The following is a 15,035-nucleotide window of genomic DNA, read 5'->3' on the forward strand; positions in this document are numbered from 1 at the left end:
CGGAAAGAAGGGGACGTCCATGGAACATGCGGCCACCGCCGAGCAGCTGTATACGACTTACAAACCGCTGCTGTTCTCGCTCGCTTACCGGATGCTCGGCCATGTGATGGATGCGGAAGATATCGTGCAGGAAGCGTTCGTCGCCTGGAACGGAGCGGCGTCCGCCGAAGTCGGCAACAGCAAGGCGTACTTGTGCAAAATCGTCACGAACCGCTGCATCGATCTGCTTCGTTCGTCGCGGCACAGGCGCGAGGTATACGTCGGCCCGTGGCTGCCGGAGCCGATCGTTGCCGGAGCCGGCGGCTTCGATCCTTCCGAGCGCTATTTGCAGCAGGAATCGGTAACGACCGCCTACCTGCTTCTGCTGCAGCAGCTGTCGTGGGTGGAGCGCGCCGTGTTCCTGCTGCGCGAGGCGATGCAGTTCGACTACGGCGACATCGCGGCGATGGTAGGCAAGAGCGAAACGAATTGCCGGCAAATTTTTCACCGGGCGAAGCGGGCGATCGGCGCGCTGCCGCCGGAGCAGGCCGGCGCCCGGGCTCCGGTCGGCGGGCAGGCGACCAGCGCCGCCGAGCGATTCGTGCAGGCGCTGGCCAGCGGCAACATCGGCACGCTGCTCGCCGCGCTGGCCGACGACGCCGTGCTCTACAGCGACGGCGGCGGCAAAGTGAAGGCCGCGGTACAGCCGATCCTCGGGCCGGACCGAATCGCCCGCTTCTCCTTCGGCCTGTTGGCCAAAGCCGGCGAAAGCTTCTCCTTCCGGCTGGCGACGGTCGGCGGCCAGCCCGGCATCGTCACATACGAGGAGGGCAACGTCACGGCGGTATTCACGTTCCGGCTCGTTCAGGACCGGATCGCCAACATCTACATCATCGTCAATCCGGATAAGCTGCGGCGCGTCACCTGAACCGCCGCAGCTAGCGCACTACTTTTATGATCAGGAACGGCGCCATCTTCACTTCGCTGCCTATCACCTTGCTGTCGAGCGAAAACTGCGTCTCCGCCGTCACCTTGTACACACCGGGCTGCAGCTTGACATCGGGATCGGCGAAAAACCGTCGCATCTCCTGCGCATTGCGGTCGTTGTTGCTGTAACCTCCGCTTTTGACATAAGGAATTTCGACGACGGCGTCTTTCTTCAGCTTGGTCGACGTAAGCAGCGTCGCAATTGTCCCCTCGGCCTTGAAATCTCCATCCTGCTGAACGATGCTGATCGTCACATAAGGAAGGCCATGCCAAATCGTAATTTCATCCGCCGCCCCCTCGTAAACCAGCTCGGCTTTCAGCCGAATCGGTTCGTCCGCGCGATAGACCGTTTTATCGGAGAATACCTCCAGTTTGAAGCCCATCCAGCTTGACAACCCCGAATCGGCAGGCGGCTTGGTCAGTATCGACTCGGCAGCGGACGGCGTCACTTTCGCCGACCCCGCCCCATACCGCTCCACTCCATCCGCAACGAACCCGCTCGCCGCAATCAACAACGCAAGCAGCAGCGCCACCATTTTCATCCCCGCCTCCCCCTTCCGTTTCTTTCCCAGACGAAGCAAACCCGCTCCGGGTTGCGGACCCGCTCTCCGCAACTTCCGCATTCCTTGGACAAAACGTGTATAATAGTGGTTGTTCAAAAAGCCGTCTTGCACCGACTACCTTCGATTCGGAGTGAAACCCTTGTCCCGTATACGCGGCTTCATCCGCAGCATCCTGAAATTTCGCCCGAGCCCGCCGCAAGTGCTGGCGTTCGGCTTCGTCGCCATCATTTTCATCGGCTCCGTCCTGCTGGCGCAGTCGGTGTCGTTCGTCGACCGCAAGGGGCTGCCTTATCTCGACGCGCTGTTCATGGCGACGTCGGCCGTTTGCGTGACCGGCCTGTCGGTCGTCAATCCGGGCGCCCACTACTCCATTTTTGGTCAGACGGTGCTCATCATTCTCGTCCAGATCGGCGGCCTCGGCTTCATGACGATGGCGACGCTCGTCGCGCTCGTGATGAAGCGGCGGATCTCGTTCCGCGAACGGCTTATTTTGCAGGAAGCGATGAACCACGACTCGACCGCCGGCGTCATCCGGCTCATCCGCAGCGCTCTGTTGTACGCGCTCGCCATCGAATTGGCCGGAGCGATTTTGCTGACCGCCTATTTGGCGTTCGAGCTGCCGTTCGGGCAAGCTGTCTATTTTGGCGTGTTTCACAGCATTTCCATCTTCAACAACGCGGGCTTCGATCTGTTCGGCACGTTCCCGAACCGGGCGGGCAGCTTCATTCCTTATGTAACCGACCCGTTCATCAACATCGTATCCATGGCGCTGATCATTCTCGGCGGCATCGGCTTCATCGTCATCGCGGAGCTGGCGACCTACCGCAAGTCCAAGCGGGTCAGCCTGCATGCCAAAGTGGTGCTGGCCTTCTCCGCCGTGTTGATCGTGTTAGGCGCGCTTGTCATTTTTGCCTTCGAATTTACGAATGCGCTGACGCTGCAGCCGCTGTCCTGGCCCGGCAAACTGTTCGCCTCCCTGTTCCAGTCCGTCTCCGCCCGTTCGGCCGGGATGAACACGATCGACCCCGGGTCGATGCGGCAGGCGACGCAATTTTTTATCGCCTTGCTGATGTTCATCGGCGCTGCGCCCGGCTCGACCGGCGGCGGCATCAAGGTAACGACATTCGCGATTCTGCTCGGCGCGATGGTGACGATGATCCGCGGCAAAGAGGACATCGTGCTGTTCCGCTACCGGATCGCCCGCGAGCGCGTTTACCACGCCATCACGTTTACGCTCATCTCGTGTTTTGTTGTGCTGCTCGCGTCGATGGCGTTGTCCGTTACGGAAAGCGCCCCGTTCCTGAACATCCTGTTCGAGGCGACCTCGGCATTCGGCACGACCGGCATGTCGCTCGGGCTTACGTCCCATTTGACCTCCGCCGGCAAAATCGTTCTCATCCTGCTCATGTTCATCGGCCGTCTCGGACCGGTGACGCTGGCCATCGCGCTGACCCGCAAACCGGAGAAAGAGCTGTACCGCCACCCGGAAGGGCATATCTCGATCGGCTGACCGCGCAAACAAAAAAACCTCCCCGTTCCCGGGATCGACGTATAAAAGCGGCTGCTTTCCGTCAACCCTATGGAACAAAGGAGGTGATAGGCAATGGCGCAAGATGTGCTGTGCGAAGTCAATTCCTGCAAATATTGGGCGAACGGCAACAAATGCAGCGCTTCCTCGATTTATGTCGTCAACAACCGCGGCAAACGGGCGACGAACACGGAGGAAACGGATTGCAAAACGTTCGAATCCAAAGTGTAGCCAGAAAGCGGCGGCCCGTTGCGAGCGGGCTGCTTTTTTGTCATCGCGGCTTCCTATATCGTATTGTTGCCGATAGTGAGAATTATTATCACAGGCAAGGTGGAAATTTATTCGCCCCCTTTCGTTAGTCGATTAGTTTTTTAATTTCGCCAGGTCGATCGAAAACTCATTTTCCGAAAAAATCAAAATCTGTTTGCCCTGCAGCTCCTGAAACACCTGGAACAACAGCGGCTTCGTTACCCCGGCCAGCTGCGCGAGCTCGTCGTAGTTCAGGCTGACGCCGATGCGGATCGTTTTGTAGCTGCGGCTGCCGTGGCGGGACGCCAGTTGGATCAGCGCCTTCATGACGCGTTTCTTGGCGCCGAGATAAGTCAGATCGTGCACGTGCTGATTCATCGTTCGGAGCCGGGTGCTCAGCTGCTTGATGATCGTAAAGGCGATGTCGATATTCTCCCGCAGCAGGCGGTTGAAATTTTTGCCGTTGAGCGACAGCAGCGTCGTCTCTTCGATCACCTGCGCCGTCGCCGATCGCGGCTGCCCGTCCAGCAGCGCCAGTTCGCCGAAGCTGTCGCCTCGGGTGAAGATGGACAAAATTTTGTTTTCCCCGTCCAGGTTGGAGGTAAATACTTTAATGGCGCCGGATGCGACGATGTAGAACACAGTGCCCATCTCGTTCTCGCGGAACAGGATCGTACCCGCCGGGAAAGTGCTCATCGTGCATTCCGCCGCGATATTCTGCAGCTGGTAATCGGTCAAGTGGGAAAACATCGGCGCTTCGCGCAACAACTCAATCATAAGGTCCTCCGCATACATGCCAAATCTGATGAGCGAATATATTCGACAACAGGAGTAATTTTCCTGCGGCGCAGCGAAACAAAAAAACCGGCATCCGTAAAAACCGGATACCGGGTGCTTTTCGTCAGTCGTCTTACGCCTGTGCAGCGGCTTCGATTTCGAACGAAATTTTCACTTCGTCGCCGATCAGCACGCCGCCGGTTTCCAGCACGGCATTGTAAGTCAGGCCGAAGTCGCTGCGCTTGATGCTGCCGGAGCCGCTGAAGCCGACCTTGGTGTTGCCCCAGGGATCCTGGCCCGAGCCCTCGAATGAGACGGCGAACGTTTCCGAGCGCGTAACGCCGCGGATCGTCAGACTGCCGGTCACATCGTATTCGCCGTCGCCCGTCTTCGTGATGTGCTTCGATTCGAACGTCATCTTCGGATGCTCTTCGGTGCCGAAGAAGTCGCCGGAGCGCAAGTGATTATCGCGGTCGCTGTTGCGCGTGTCGATGCTGTCGAGATCGACGCTCACCTTGATGTCGGCGGTCGTCAGGTCGGCCAAATCCGCAGCGATCTGCGCTTCGAACTTGTGGAACGTGCCTTTCACCTTCGCGATCATCATGTGCTTGATCGAAAAATCGAGACTGCTGTGCGCCGCGTCTACTGCCCAAACCGTATTTGCCATGATAAAATTCCTCCTCTGGAATATTAACTTACTTTTAATAATTTGCTAACTTGTTGTTATCTCGTGATTTAATATTATCTTGAGTTTGAACCATTGTCAAGCACCCATTTTGGAAAATTGTTGCTTCCCTCGGTCGGTCCGCCTGCCTAACATTCGGCTTCTGTATTGTGCGCCAAAATGATAAAATGGAGTCGTTTATGAAACCAATCCTTTGTAACGGAGGCGCCACATGAGTAACGAAACGGCCAAACCAGGGTATTTCGGCGAGTTCGGCGGCAGCTTTGTTCCGCCCGAATTGCAGGAGGTACTGGATTATCTGAGCGAGCAGTTCTACAAATTCAAGGACGATCCCGACTTCAACGAAGAATTCCGCTACTATTTACGGGAATATGTGGGCCGCGAAAATCCGTTGACGTATGCCGAGCGGCTGACCGAACATTGGGGCGGGGCGAAAATTTATTTGAAACGCGAGGACCTGAACCATACGGGCGCGCACAAAATCAACAATGTCATTGGCCAAATCCTGCTCGCCAAGCGGATGGGCGCGAAGCGCGTCATCGCCGAAACGGGCGCCGGCCAGCACGGCGTGGCCACGGCGACGGCTTGCGCGATGTTCAATATGGAATGCATCATCTACATGGGCGCCGAAGATACGCGCCGCCAAGCGCTGAACGTGTTCCGGATGGAGCTGCTTGGCGCCAAGGTCGTGCCGGTGACCAAGGGCCAGGCCCGGCTGAAGGACGCCGTCGACGAAGCGCTCGGCGACCTGGTCCAGAACTACAAGACGACCTTCTATCTGCTCGGCTCCGCGGTTGGCCCGCACCCGTTCCCGACGATGGTCAAGCATTTCCAGTCGGTCGTGAGCGAAGAGTCGAAGCGGCAAATCATGGAGAAAGAAGGCCGGCTGCCCGACGCGGTGCTTGCCTGCGTAGGCGGCGGCAGCAACGCGATCGGCGCGTTTGCGCATTACATCGACGAGCCGTCGGTGCGGCTAATCGGCGTCGAGCCCGACCAGGCGGCGACGCTGACGCAAGGCGTGCCGGGGGAAATCCACGGCTTCCGCTGTCTCGTGTTGCTTGACGAGGAAGGCAACCCGCGGAAGACGTACTCGATTGCGGCCGGCCTCGACTATCCGGGCATCGGGCCGGAGCACAGCCATCTCAAGGTGACCGGCCGCGCCGAATACGTTGCCGTCTCGAACGAGGAAGTGCTGGCCGCGTTCCAGGAGCTGTCGCGGGTCGAAGGCATCATCCCCGCGCTTGAGAGCGCGCACGCCGTCGCTTATGCGAAGAAGATCGCCCCGGGCATGGGCAAGGACAAGCTCATCATCATCAACTTGTCCGGCCGCGGCGACAAAGACGTGGAGCAAGTGTTCCACATGCTGAAGAAGTAATTTGCTCGGTACGTGCAGCCAACATCCCCGCTTCGGGCATTCCCTCCGGAGCGGGGATGTTTGTTATGGCGCGGTAGCCGGTTATCGTGAGGCTGCCGGTTGATTGTGGACGGCGGATGCGAATATGCGCCTGTTTCCGCTGGCAGCAGGCGCATATTTGCACCTGGAAGCCGACCTTCTCCGGCTCCGCCGCCGCGTTGGTTCTCCTGCATCGTTCCGATTCATTATAATGGATCGCGCGGAAGCCGCTCTCCTCCACCTTCGGCGCGCTAACGGTTTGCAGCCAGCCTATTGGGGCATTTTGAGCAGTTTTTTAGCTCTAACGGTTTCCATTGCGCTTATTTGCCGGTTTTACTCTGATTTCGGCTGCTTTTCTCGCAATAGCGGCGCTGGAAACCGTTAGAACGGACAATCCGCCGAAATCAGCCCAATAAGGGCTGTTGAAACCGTTAACCGCCCACGCCTTTCGTCTTCGTGCTGTGGCAGCATCATTTTGGCTCGAAATCAGGAGCCACGACGTGGGCTGATCGTAGCATAAATGTAAAAATACGTTTAAATACCGCTATCCAAAACTCGTTGATCCATTTAAGTTCAAAAGTGAGCTTAAATTTTCTGAATTGTACCAAATATTGGGGAATCGGCAGGAGTTACGTGCATATTTGCAGTTAAGCTGTCACAGTTGGCTGTTTGGCGAGAATTTAAGTGTAATAATACACTTAAAGGTTGCGGTTAGGGTTCTGGTTCTGGTTCTGGTTCTGGTTCTGGTTCTGGTTCTGCTTCTGCTTCTGCTTCTGCTTCTGCTTCTGGTCCTGCTTCTGCTTCTGCTTCTGCTTCTGGTCCTGCTTCTGGTTCTGATTCTGGTTCTGATTCTGGTTCTGATTCTGATTCTGGTTCTGCTTCTGGTTCTGGGTTCTGCTTCTGGTTCTGGGTTCTGCTTCTGGTTCTGGGTTCTGCTTCTGGTTCTGGGTTCTGCTTCTGGGTTCTGCTTCTGCTTCTGCTTGTAGTTCTACTTCTAATTCTGCTTCTACTTCTGCTTCTACTTCTGCTTCTACTTCTGCTTCTACTTCTGCTTCTGGGTTCTGCTTCTGTCCCCTATTCCTCCCCGCTCCCACTCTTGCTTCTGCCCACGTCCCCCCTCCCGTCGCCACAAGTTGTCAGGTTAAAGTAAATTCAGCCTTACAGTGGCGTTTCCGCGAGCGGCGGACGAAATAAGGCTGATTTCAGCCTTACAGCGGCGTTTCTTCGAGCGGCAGACGAAATAAGGCTGATTTCAACCTTACAGCAGCGTTTCCGCGAGCGGCGGACGAAATAAGGCTGATTTCAGCCTTACAGCGGCGTTTCCGCGAGCGGCGGACGAAATAAGGCTGATTTCAGCCTTACAGCGGCGTTTCCGCGAGCGGCGGGCGAAATAAGGCTGATTTCAGCCTTACAGCGGCGTTTCCGCGAGCGGCGGACGAATAAGGCTGATTTCAGCCTTACAGCGGCGTTTCCGCGAGCGGCGGACGAATAAGGCTGATTTCAGCCTTACAGCGGCGTTTCCGCAAGCGGCGGACGAAATAAGGCTGATTTCAGCCTTACAGCGGGTGGCCTGAATTTAGACTAGCAGCTGCAGCGCATGAAACATGCGCTAAACGCGCCGCGGCGTGCGGCAGACGAACAGCCTTGCAGTAGACCGGGGCAGCTCCCATCGCTTTACCTGACAACATTGCCCGTCCCCCTCCTGTCACCCAACCCGACAACTAATAAACACTTTCCTATCGAAAAAGACGCCCCCAGCCCCACTATTCCAGTGGTTCCGTAGGCGTCTTCACGCATCAACCGGGGCTGCTTGCTCGCTGTTACGCTCCCAGATCAGCCCCAACTGTCCCTCTCATTCGGGGCTATTTCTTACTTCTTCTTCGTGTACCACTCGTTCATCGCGTCGATGGCGGCTTTGCCGCCTTTGGCGTTCAGCTCCTGCACGAACTTGTCAAACTCCGCGAGGTCGCGTTTGCCCATGATGAACTTCATCGCATTCTCCTCGGTGAAGTTGCGCAGTTCCGTATACTTCGTGTCATATGCCTCGATCGACGGCGCATACGCCGTTTCCTCGCGGTTCTGCTTGAACGGGACCAGCGGCTCGTAGTAAGGCAGGAAGCCCTTCACCTTCAAACGTGCGCTGAAGCTCGGATCGGAATCGCCGAAGAAGTAGTTCGTGCGCCACGGAATGTTGTTGCTTTGCTCGAGCGTTTGCACGATTTGGCCGTTCTCGACCTTATAATCCTGACCCTCGATGCCGTAGGTCAGAAACTTGTCGGTTTCGGCGCTCATGATGAAATTGATGTAAGCCGCCGCGCCCTCCTTGTTTTTGGCCTGCTTCGGAATGACGACGTAGGCGCTCGGAATGCCCTCCTCCGTGAAACCCGACTTGCCGTCCTTCCCCGCAATCGGGGCAAAATATTGCAGCGTGCCGCCATTCTTCTTGTCCTTCATCGACGTGTCGATGGCCAGCGCGTCTCCCCAATATACGGTGCCGAACGCCGCCGTGCCGTTGATCATTTTGTCCTTGATGTCCTTGTTGATCGCAAACTCCTGGTCGATCAGCCCTTCGCCGTACCATTTTTTCATCGTGGTCAAAAATTCTTTATACTCCGGCTGCACCCAGGAAAATTCGAGCTTGCCGTTTTTGACGACCGTCGAGTTGCCGACGCCGTAAGCGGCCGCATAAGGCTGGAACGCTCCCATGAACGAACCGGGGTTGCCGCCTGCCGCCGTGAGCGGGGCGATAGTTTTCTTCTCCTTGATCGTCTTCATCGCGGCGTACATCTCGTCGATCGTCGTCGGCTCCTTCAGCCCAAGCTCCTTCATGATGTCCGACCGCTCCAGCATGCCGTTGCCCACCTTCTGGGCGACACGGATCGGAATGCCGTACGTTTTGCCGTCGTACTTGGCAGCTTCCAGGATCTCCTTCGGCAGGAATGTCGCCGCATTCGGCAAGTACGTCTTCATCAATTCGTCGAGCGGCTCGAATGCGCCTTGCTGCGCCAGCTTGAAATAATCCGATTTGCCGGCGATCATCAACACGTCAGGCACGTCGCCGGACGCGAGCACGATCGATACTTTCTGGTTGGCATTGTCTTTCGGCAGCGACTCGTACTTGACGTTGAAGCCTGACTTCTCTTTCAGCACATTGACCAGCTTGTTGTCGTTGAGCGTATCGCTGCCTTTGAACTGCTCCATGGACGGATGATAGCTGCGCAGCACCTTGACGTCCTTGTTCTTGATGTCGCTCGCCTTCGGCGCCGCACTGCCGCCGGCGCTTGTTGCCGCAGGCGACGAAGACGCGCCGCCGCTGCTCCCTTCGTTCTTGCTGCCGCAACCGGCCGCCAAGCCGGCCAGCAGCACGGCGGTCAAGCCGAGCATGGCTGTTTTCTTTTGCAACATGGTCGTGAACCTCCCTAATCTGTTGTTTATGTTTGAATGGCGGGCAACATGGCGGCCTTAGGCTGCGCCTACCCTTTCACCGCGCCAAGCATAACCCCTTTGACAAAATACCGCTGGATGAACGGATACACGAGCAGAATCGGCACCACCGCGCACAAAATTGCGGCCGCCCGGATCGTCTCCGGCGTCACTTCGCGAAAGACGTCGCTGACGATCAGATCCGACGACTTCTCGTCGGTGACGAGCTGGAGCAGGAACATCTGCAGCGGCATCCAGCGGCGTTCGGTAATGTACATCATCGCCTGAAAGAAGGCGTTCCAGTACCCGACCGCATAAAACATCCCCACCGTAGCAAGCGCCGGCACCGACAGCGGCAAATAAATCGAGGCGAGAATACGCGCGTTCGATGCGCCGTCCATGCGCGCCGACTCCTCCAGCGCGTCCGGCACGTTCAGGAAAAAGTTGCGAATCAGAATCAGGTTGAACGGCGCCAGCGCCCCGGGCAGCATCAGCGCCCACAGCGAGTTGAGCAGCCCCACCCCTTTGACGACCAAATAGGTCGGAATGATCCCGCCGCTAAAAAACATCGTAATGACGAACAGCAGCATCAGCAACCGGTTGCCCGGCAATCCCCTTCTCGACAGCGGATAAGCCGCCAGCACGGTCAGCGCCATGCTGATTAACGTGCCGACAACGGTAATCACGACCGAATTGCCGAAGGAAGTAAAAAACTGCTTGTTCGACAGCACATATTCATACGAAATGGTGGTCAGCCCTTTGGGCCAGAGCACGATGTCCTTGGCCAGCACGTGCGCTTCGCTGCTGAGCGATTTGGCCGCAATATGCACGAACGGCAGGATCATCGACAGCGAAAGCAGCGTCAGCAGCAGCACGTTGGCATAGGAAAAGGCGATTTCGCCCTTCGTCCGGATCAAGCCGCCCGCCTCCTTGTCGCAAATGATGTAAGCAGTATCAGTAAACGCCGTCTTCGCCCATCCGCCGGGCCAGCGTGTTGGCCAGCACGAGCAGAACGCAGCCAATGACCGATTTGAACAGGCCGGCAGCGGTGGTCAAGCCGAACTGCATCGTCCCGAGCCCGACGCGGAAAACATACGTGTCGATAATATCGGCCACATCGTACACGGTCGTGTTGTACATGACGAGCACCTGCTCGAAGCCGGCGTCCAGCAAGTGGCCGATGCGCAGCAGCAGCAGCACGATAATTGTCGAGCGGATGCTCGGCAGCGAGATGTGCCAAATTTGCCGCATCCGGCCGGCTCCATCGACTGTCGCCGCCTGGAACAGCTCGTCATTGATGCCAAGCAGCGCCGCCAGGTAGATAATCGCTCCCCAACCGACTTCCTTCCACGTGTCCGAAAAGACGAGAATCCAGCGAAACAGCTTCTCGCTCGACAAGAAGAAGATGGGCTCAAATCCGAACGCCTGGATCGCCTTGTTGACGATCCCGCTGCTCGGCGACAGCACGTCGACGGCAATGCCGCCGATGACGACCCACGAAATGAAATGCGGCAAATAGGTAACCGTTTGCACGCTGCGTTTGAACTTGTTCAGCCGCAATTCGTTCAGCAGCAGCGCCAGCACAATCGGAGCCGGGAACCCGACGATCAGCTTCATCAGGCTGATGGCCAGCGTGTTGCGGATCACCTGCGGAAATTCGTCGAACGCGAACAGCTCGCGAAAATATTGCAGCCCCACCCACCTGCTGCCGAACACGCCCTGAATCAGGTTGTAATCCTTGAACGCAATGACAACGCCATACATCGGCGCATATTTGAACACGACCAGAAACAGCAGCGCGGGAACCATCATCAGGTATAAGTCCCAATAGCGCACGAGCCAGTGCCTGTTCCTTCTTCGGCCCGTTCGGACGGCCGGCGCCGCTGCGGCAGTTGCAGCTTTCATCGTCCCACTCCTCTCTTCCGTTGCCGCTTGATGGTGCCGTACCGTTATCATAGCGCCTTCCGGCGATCGTTCGTATCCGTCTTCTTTTACTTCAATCGCAACTTCTTTTACTATTTCGGCGCAAAAGCAAGCAGCCGGAGACGATCGCCCCGGCTGCATTCCTTATGGAGCCGGCTGCCTGAACATACCGCTCGGCTTGATGCCCCAATATTTCTGGAAGCTCTTCGAAAAGTAATTGACATGCCGGTACCCGACCCGCTCCGCCGCGTCGTACACCTTCATCCCCTGGCCCAGCAATTCCTTCGCCTTCTCCATCCGCAGCCGCAGCACGTAGTCGGAGAACGACTGGCCGGTCACTTCCTTGAAGGTGCGGCTCAGGTAGGAATAGTTGACGTACATGCTTTCCGCGGCAAGGTACAGGCTCAGCTCCTCTTCGTGCAGCCGCTCCTGAATGAACCGCTCCACTTCGCCGATCGTCAGCTGGGTGCCCGACTTGCGCCGCTCGGCGATCGTGTCGCCGATCCGGTCCGCCATGCGCTGCAGCCAGGCCGCAATCTGCTCCTTCGCAAGCAGGCTGCCGAAGCCGGCAAACGCTTCGTAGTCGCCCTTCAGCGTCTCGCGCAGCGTCCAGCCTTTCGCATGCACGATGCGCGCCAGTTGGCACACCATCCGCAGCAGCAGCTCCTTCGCATCGGCAAGCGGCTTGTCCGTGGCGAAGCCGGCTTCCATGATGCGTTGCACCAGCTCCCGGCGCCCGGCCGGACCGCCCGTCTCGATGGCCAGCTCCAGCTCCTTCTCCAGATCGGCCAGCAGCACCCAGCCGGCCTCCTCCGGGTTGGTGTCGCGGTACGGGATGGCCATGTCGTTGCCGAGCACGATCCGCTCCTGCAGCGCCATGCGGCTCATGCGGTACGCGCGCGGCAGCTGCTGCGCGTCCGCGGCGACGGGCCCGATGCCCGCGCTGGCCGTCAGGCGCAGCACCATCCGCACCGTGGCGAGCAGCTCGTCGATCGCGTGATTCATGCGCGCGTGCAGCGTTTCGTCGCTTTCCTCGGGCGCCGCCATAAACACCGCCGCCGTCACCCCGTCATCGTCCTGCACGACCGCGCAGGCTTCCGATTCCAGCACATCCCGCGCCATCGTGTAGAGCGCGAACAGCACCAGCGCACGGTCGGACACACGAAACCGCTCGTTGCCTTCCGGAATCGGGTCCATGTCGAGCGCGACGGGAAGCAGCTTCCGCCCCAGGCACGCCACTTGCAAATCGTGCGCCCGCCGTTCGATTTCCCATCCGGCGTAACGGCCTTGCAGCCAGCTTTTGTAGAACAGCCCCTTCAGATGCGGCAGGTGCTCCTTCCACTGCCGTTCGAGCAGGGCGATGCTGTGCCGCTCCGCCGCCTCCCGCTCCCGCAGCTCCTTCGCTTCCAGCACCGCCGCCACGATTTCGTCGTTGTCGGCCGGTTTGACCAAATACTTGAGCACCCCGTGCTCGATCCCTTCACGCGCGTATTCGAAATCGTCGTGTCCGGTGAGCAAAATGATTTTCACATGGGGAAAATCGCGCTTGACATGCTTCGCCAGCTCCAGCCCGCCCATCTCCGGCATCCGGATATCGGTCAGCACGATGTCGATGCGCTCCTTCTGCACAATCGTCCACGCCTCCCGACCGCTGCCGACCGCATGCGCCACCTCGATCCCGAACGACGGCCAATCGATTCCTTCCGCGATCCGCTCCCTGACATGATGCTCGTCTTCGACAATCAGCAATTTCATGACGGCTCCTCCTTCTGCAGCGGAATCAGCAGGCTTACCTTCGTGCCCGTCCCCGCTTCGCTTTCGATCTGCAGCTCCGCTTGTTCGCCGTAGTACATTTTGATCCGCGACTTGACGTTTTTGAGCCCGTAATAAACAGCGGCCGCGCTGCCTTGCCGGCTGCGGTACGAGCGGCTCGTGATCGCCTCCAGCTCCTCCCGCATGTGCGCCAGCTTGTCCGGCGGGATGCCCGTGCCGGTATCTTCGATCTCCAGCCGCAGGCAGCCGTTCTCCAGCCGGGAGCGAATATGCAGCGTCCCTTCCTGCATCGTCGATTCCAGGCCGTGCACGATCGCGTTCTCCACAATCGGCTGCAGGATCAGTTTCAGCACCGGAATCCGCTTCGTCTCCTCGGCGATGTCCATGTCGACCGCAAACCGGTCCGAACGAAACTGCTGCACGCGAATGTAATACATCAGATGCTGCAGCGTCTCTTCAAGCGTAAACGTCTCCCTGCCCTTGCCCAGGCTGACCCGGAAGAAGCGGGCCAAATTCAGCACCATTTCGCTGATTTCGCGAATGTTGTTTTTTAAGGCGACGGAATAGATCGAATCGAGCGTATTGTACAAAAAGTGCGGGTTGATCTGCGACTGCAGCAGGCTGAATTCCGATTTGGCGAGACGCAGCTCTTTTTCGTAATCGTCTTCGATCAGCAGGCGCTGCGCTTCCGCCATCCGGTTGAAGCCGTTCATCACATAACCGAACTCGTCCCGCCGGCGATGAACGACTCGGGCCGTCAGGTTGCCGGCGGCGAACTGCTTGAATGCCGCGGACAGCTGCTGCAGCGGTTTGGCGATGGCGGCGTAGACGAGCCAGGCGATCCAGACGGCCAGCACGACGCTGATCAGCACGATTAGATAGGTGAGCAGCTGCAGCTTGTGCGACGCTTTGAACAGCTCCTGCTTCGGCTGCTTCAGCTGGATCGACCAGAACCCGTTGTCAGCCTTGCTGGAGAACAGCTTCGGGCTGTCTCCGGCCTGCTCCGGCAGCGCCGCCGCCTGGTTCGTTTCCAGCACGAAATCGTTGTTGTAGTAAAGGGCGATGTTCGTGTCCTTCGACGTCTGGAGATGCTGGATGATCTTACGGAACGACGTCTTGTCGACGGCGAGCACGAGCACGTTCGGCTCCTTGTTGTTGCTGAGCACGTCGAGCAGCCGGGCGTAATAGATCATGTCCTTGTTCAGATAAGCCGATTGATCCGCCTTCCCGGCGGACGGCACATGGACGACCAGCCCGCCTCGCGCATCCACGACCCGCTTGAACCAGAGCTCCTGCTTCACGCCCGGCCAGCGGATGCCGCCGACAAGCGTCGACACCCCGTTCTCGCTGTCGCCGTGCAGAATGAACGCTTCCTTGATTGCGCCGTTGACGTTCGTCAGCGCGGACAGCTGTTGCTGCACCGTATGAAGCTCATACAGATGATCCGGGCTGAGCGGATTGTCGACCGTGTTCCACACGTCCACAATGTTCGGATTGGAGCCGATCAGCAGCGTCTGCTGGTCCATGCTTTGGGTCAGCTGGTTGACGTATTCGAGCGTCGTCAGCAGCGCGCCCTGCGTGCGATCGCTCACCTGCCCGCTCACGATCGACTGCGAATAGCCGCTGGCGAATATGCTGACGCAAACGAGCGGAGTCAGGATGAGCAGGAACGTGATCGTCAGCTTGTATTGGATCGAGTGCAGCCGGTCCAGCACCTTCATGGCGCCTCCTCCTTCCTGGAAAATGGCTCTGTTT

General features: G+C 58.2%; 13 protein-coding genes. 4 read left to right on the forward strand and 9 right to left on the reverse strand.

From position 1 onward, the window contains the following. Positions 1 to 19: 19 nt before the first annotated feature. Positions 20 to 907, forward strand: a complete 888-nt coding sequence (locus EXY20_RS28835) for an RNA polymerase sigma-70 factor (protein WP_135555724.1) — start codon at positions 20 to 22, stop codon at positions 905 to 907. A 10-nt stretch (positions 908 to 917) separates the two neighbouring features. On the opposite strand, the gene EXY20_RS28840 is transcribed toward EXY20_RS28835, so the two are convergent. Continuing rightward, complete coding sequence (locus EXY20_RS28840) at positions 918 to 1,508, reverse strand: hypothetical protein (RefSeq protein ID WP_135555726.1); 591 nt, start codon at positions 1,506 to 1,508, stop codon at positions 918 to 920. Positions 1,509 to 1,668: 160 nt separating this feature from the next. On the opposite strand from EXY20_RS28840, the gene EXY20_RS28845 reads away from it, so the two are divergent. Next, positions 1,669 to 3,039 (forward strand): TrkH family potassium uptake protein, encoded by a 1,371-nt coding sequence (locus EXY20_RS28845; RefSeq protein WP_407944942.1) that lies wholly within the window; start codon positions 1,669 to 1,671, stop codon positions 3,037 to 3,039. 93 nt (positions 3,040 to 3,132) lie between these two features. Continuing rightward, positions 3,133 to 3,288 carry a DUF1540 domain-containing protein gene (locus EXY20_RS28850; RefSeq protein WP_135555728.1) on the forward strand — a complete coding sequence of 52 codons (156 nt, stop codon included), beginning with the start codon at positions 3,133 to 3,135 and terminating at the stop codon, positions 3,286 to 3,288. A 132-nt stretch (positions 3,289 to 3,420) separates the two neighbouring features. On the opposite strand, the gene EXY20_RS28855 is transcribed toward EXY20_RS28850, so the two are convergent. Then, entirely contained in the window at positions 3,421 to 4,083 is a 663-nt protein-coding gene (locus EXY20_RS28855; RefSeq protein ID WP_167859599.1) for a Crp/Fnr family transcriptional regulator, read from the reverse strand. Positions 4,084 to 4,216: 133 nt separating this feature from the next. Continuing rightward, positions 4,217 to 4,750 (reverse strand): YceI family protein, encoded by a 534-nt coding sequence (locus EXY20_RS28860; protein WP_135555731.1) that lies wholly within the window; start codon positions 4,748 to 4,750, stop codon positions 4,217 to 4,219. Between the two features lie 229 nt (positions 4,751 to 4,979). On the opposite strand from EXY20_RS28860, the gene trpB reads away from it, so the two are divergent. Then, on the forward strand, positions 4,980 to 6,143 hold the full coding sequence (trpB, locus tag EXY20_RS28865) for a tryptophan synthase subunit beta (protein ID WP_135555733.1): 1,164 nt from the start codon (positions 4,980 to 4,982) through the stop codon (positions 6,141 to 6,143). A 716-nt stretch (positions 6,144 to 6,859) separates the two neighbouring features. Here trpB and EXY20_RS39245 read toward each other — a convergent pair. The 6 genes from EXY20_RS39245 to EXY20_RS28895 form a co-directional block, all read right to left on the reverse strand. Continuing rightward, on the reverse strand, positions 6,860 to 7,255 hold the full coding sequence (locus tag EXY20_RS39245) for a hypothetical protein (RefSeq protein ID WP_167859600.1): 396 nt from the start codon (positions 7,253 to 7,255) through the stop codon (positions 6,860 to 6,862). A gap of 775 nt (positions 7,256 to 8,030) precedes the next feature. Further along, complete coding sequence (locus EXY20_RS28875) at positions 8,031 to 9,566, reverse strand: extracellular solute-binding protein (RefSeq protein WP_135555734.1); 1,536 nt, start codon at positions 9,564 to 9,566, stop codon at positions 8,031 to 8,033. A gap of 68 nt (positions 9,567 to 9,634) precedes the next feature. Beyond that, on the reverse strand, positions 9,635 to 10,501 hold the full coding sequence (locus EXY20_RS28880) for a carbohydrate ABC transporter permease (RefSeq protein ID WP_135555736.1): 867 nt from the start codon (positions 10,499 to 10,501) through the stop codon (positions 9,635 to 9,637). Positions 10,502 to 10,538: 37 nt separating this feature from the next. Beyond that, complete coding sequence (locus EXY20_RS28885; RefSeq protein WP_135555738.1) at positions 10,539 to 11,489, reverse strand: ABC transporter permease; 951 nt, start codon at positions 11,487 to 11,489, stop codon at positions 10,539 to 10,541. 162 nt (positions 11,490 to 11,651) lie between these two features. Beyond that, a complete protein-coding gene (locus EXY20_RS28890) occupies positions 11,652 to 13,262 on the reverse strand; it encodes a response regulator (protein WP_135555739.1) in 1,611 nt (536 codons plus the stop codon). Next, positions 13,259 to 15,001, reverse strand: coding sequence for a sensor histidine kinase (locus EXY20_RS28895; protein ID WP_135555741.1), 1,743 nt, complete (start codon positions 14,999 to 15,001; stop codon positions 13,259 to 13,261). Before EXY20_RS28895 ends, EXY20_RS28890 begins: the two co-directional genes overlap by 4 nt. Positions 15,002 to 15,035: the final 34 nt, after the last annotated feature.

This window comes from Paenibacillus cymbidii (assembly GCF_004764705.1).
In the GTDB taxonomy this organism is placed as follows: Bacteria; Bacillota; Bacilli; order Paenibacillales; family NBRC-103111; genus Paenibacillus_AN; species Paenibacillus_AN cymbidii.

What these genes read in the sequence shown, in the direction of transcription:
- EXY20_RS28875 (WP_135555734.1), bottom strand. Translation starts at nt 9,566, where the DNA reads ATGTTGCAAAAGAAAACAGCCATGCTCGGCTTGACCGCCGTGCTGCTG.
- EXY20_RS28835 (WP_135555724.1), top strand. Translation starts at nt 20, where the DNA reads ATGGAACATGCGGCCACCGCCGAGCAGCTGTATACGACTTACAAACCG.
- EXY20_RS28840 (WP_135555726.1), bottom strand. Translation starts at nt 1,508, where the DNA reads ATGAAAATGGTGGCGCTGCTGCTTGCGTTGTTGATTGCGGCGAGCGGG.
- EXY20_RS28860 (WP_135555731.1), bottom strand. Translation starts at nt 4,750, where the DNA reads ATGGCAAATACGGTTTGGGCAGTAGACGCGGCGCACAGCAGTCTCGAT.
- EXY20_RS28855 (WP_167859599.1), bottom strand. Translation starts at nt 4,083, where the DNA reads ATGATTGAGTTGTTGCGCGAAGCGCCGATGTTTTCCCACTTGACCGAT.
- EXY20_RS28895 (WP_135555741.1), bottom strand. Translation starts at nt 15,001, where the DNA reads ATGAAGGTGCTGGACCGGCTGCACTCGATCCAATACAAGCTGACGATC.
- EXY20_RS28885 (WP_135555738.1), bottom strand. Translation starts at nt 11,489, where the DNA reads ATGAAAGCTGCAACTGCCGCAGCGGCGCCGGCCGTCCGAACGGGCCGA.
- EXY20_RS28890 (WP_135555739.1), bottom strand. Translation starts at nt 13,262, where the DNA reads ATGAAATTGCTGATTGTCGAAGACGAGCATCATGTCAGGGAGCGGATC.
- EXY20_RS28850 (WP_135555728.1), top strand. Translation starts at nt 3,133, where the DNA reads ATGGCGCAAGATGTGCTGTGCGAAGTCAATTCCTGCAAATATTGGGCG.
- trpB (WP_135555733.1), top strand. Translation starts at nt 4,980, where the DNA reads ATGAGTAACGAAACGGCCAAACCAGGGTATTTCGGCGAGTTCGGCGGC.